Origin of the sequence: Gordonibacter pamelaeae 7-10-1-b (genome assembly GCF_000210055.1) — a bacterium.
In the GTDB taxonomy this organism is placed as follows: domain Bacteria; phylum Actinomycetota; class Coriobacteriia; order Coriobacteriales; family Eggerthellaceae; genus Gordonibacter; species Gordonibacter pamelaeae.
In genome coordinates this window covers 1,458,897-1,461,129 of record NC_021021.1, presented here as the reverse complement: position 1 = coordinate 1,461,129, position 2,233 = coordinate 1,458,897, and the positions used below count along the sequence as shown (strand labels likewise).

Here is a 2,233-nt window from a genome sequence, read left to right as displayed (position 1 = left end):
CCGACATGGGATCGCGCGCCACGATGCAGCAGAAGACCGACTTCTGCTCGAGCGTGAGGTCGCCGTCGTCGAAGATCGGGCGGATGCGCCGCGCCCAGAACCTATCGCCGACCGTCATCCTCGCCGTGCCGGCCTGCCTCCCGGCTGACTCTTTCCTTCCCATACGCCATCCCTCCATGGTTATCCATCGCGGGCTCGCGCCCGCATCCTGAGCTGTATCTACCCAAATGCGCAGATGCATAAACGCGCAAACACGCAAAAACGTAAATGTGCAGCCACGCATATGCGCATGCGCATATGCGCGTACGTATGTTGGTGTGCAAGACGAAAAAGGCACAGGCCCGACAGGGACCCGTGCCGATATCAGCGGACGTCGACCTTGAGGAAGGTCGCCACCTTGATCTCGCTTTGCCCGCCGGCCTCGGCCTTCCTGGGCCGGCCGTCGAGAAACGACGCGGCGCGGGCCTCGGAAAGCTCGCCCTCGAGCACCACGGCCACGCCGGGCGCGAGGGATGCCGCAACGGCCATAGCCGCCGGGCCGAACGCGACGCAGTGGAACCTATGCTCGACGCGGCGCGAGCCCGCCGCCTTCTCCTGGGACAGGCAGAAGCGCGCGTGCGCGGGCCCCCTGTCCGGCTCCGTGAACTCCACGGGCCCGAACACGAGCCCCGACACCACGATCCTGTTGACCGTTTCCAAACCCCGGCTCCTTCCTTCCCAAGCCATCCGTCTCGGAGGTTAAGCCGCCGGCTGCGGCGGCCTGGGACTCTTTATGCCCATTGAGGGGGAGTTTCAACGCGCGGGTTGCGCGATTTGCGGCAAACGAAGGCGCTTTTCTCCATAAACGGTCCATATGGAGAGAAAAACACAACTCGATCGGGGGCATTTCCGCGGTTCGCCCATGGGATAGATAGGCTTTCGGTCGGATCCGGAGCCATGGGTGCGGGAGGTTTCCATGCCCTAAAAATGAAAAAGCCCCCTGAACAGGGGGTTTGAAAATAGGAGGGGGCGATAATTGCAGCCATCGAACAGCAATAATTCCTGTTCGCACCTCACGCCGTCCGAGCAAGAGGCCCTCGCACTCGTCCTCGCCGGGGATGAGTCCTGCAACCTGCGCACCCTGCGCCTCGAGCAAGAGCGCATCGAATGGGCTTGGGCCTGCGAGCAGATCAAGCGAAGGGTCGAATATACGGCACCACGAAACGAACGCCCAGAAGAATAATGAGGCGGAGCAGCGTGGAAGGACGATCCTATGAGCCTCGGGCACGAAACGGAGCAGGTCGAGTTCAAGAAATTCACCTCTGAGCTCAAAGAGGGCGCAGTGTCCGTCGTTGCCATCCTAAACAAACACGGTCGAGGCGAGCTGTACCTCGGCGTGAAGCCGAATGGAGACACGTGCGGTCAAAACGTCGCAGAATCAACACTCAGGCAGATCAGCCAAACCTTGGGCAAACCGGCGGGTTGCGGAAGAGGCCGGTGTGCCCTTGGGCTCGACCACCCAGTATTTCAAGAGCATCGACGAGCTGCGCCGCGAGGGCCTGGCCGAGGTCGCCCGCAGGATAGAATGCGAGTACGACGAGGCGTTCCGCGTCACCGAGCAGGGAATCCAGAACGCGACGGCGCTTGCCGACTTCATCAACGAGTACCTCTCGGACCGCCAGCGGGTGCACGCCGATGCCGCCCTCTACGCAGCGGCCATCGAAGACCCCGAGGTCGAAGATATCACGAGGAGCGCCTTCGAGTCGTTCCTGCGCCGATGCGAGCCCTTCATGGACGAGCAGCGCGCGAAGATCCTCTGCGCGTTCATGGAAGGCGCCATCATCAACTCCTGCTTCATGGGACTCCCCTACGACCGAGAAACCATCCAGAAAGCCGTGAGCCTCATTCTGGAAGAGGATCACACGGCCAGGTAAAGCCCCCGGTCCAGGCAGCACGGAGCGCGGTCGGGCCGGCCTCCCTCGCCCGCCGCGCAGCCATCCCACGCGGCATCGCCCGTTCTCGCCGTGCAGTGCACCGCGCCTGACGTCGACCCCCTTCCACGGCGCCGTGCGCCGCACGCGGCGAAAGCGCGGCTTGCCCCATTTTCGCGCCCTCTTTTCTTGAAGGTTCTCGCTCTTCAGAATAATGACGATTGCGTAAAGGATGCCGAGAAGGCAACGGGTTTATGGCAAGATGGAGCATTGCATAGTCATATGCAGGGACACACGGCAACCAGGGTCGCGCAGGCGCGAAC

Annotated in this window: 2 protein-coding genes and 1 pseudogene; 2 read left to right on the top strand and 1 reads right to left on the bottom strand. The window is 62.5% G+C overall.

What is annotated here, in order from left to right; genetic code table 11:
* Positions 1-363: 363 nt before the first annotated feature.
* The gene (locus tag GPA_RS06705) at positions 364-699 is read right to left on the bottom strand and encodes a single-stranded DNA-binding protein (protein ID WP_041239206.1); all 336 of its coding nucleotides are present in this window, start codon (positions 697-699) and stop codon (positions 364-366) included.
* Between the two features lie 553 nt (positions 700-1,252).
* Here GPA_RS06705 and GPA_RS20625 point away from each other — a divergent pair.
* Both GPA_RS20625 and GPA_RS20060 read left to right on the top strand, forming a co-directional pair.
* A pseudogene (locus GPA_RS20625) lies at positions 1,253-1,423 on the top strand (AlbA family DNA-binding domain-containing protein); the annotation flags it as partial.
* A 55-nt stretch (positions 1,424-1,478) separates the two neighbouring features.
* On the top strand, positions 1,479-1,913 hold the full coding sequence (locus GPA_RS20060; protein ID WP_049784046.1) for a TetR/AcrR family transcriptional regulator: 435 nt from the start codon (positions 1,479-1,481) through the stop codon (positions 1,911-1,913).
* Positions 1,914-2,233 lie beyond the last annotated feature (320 nt).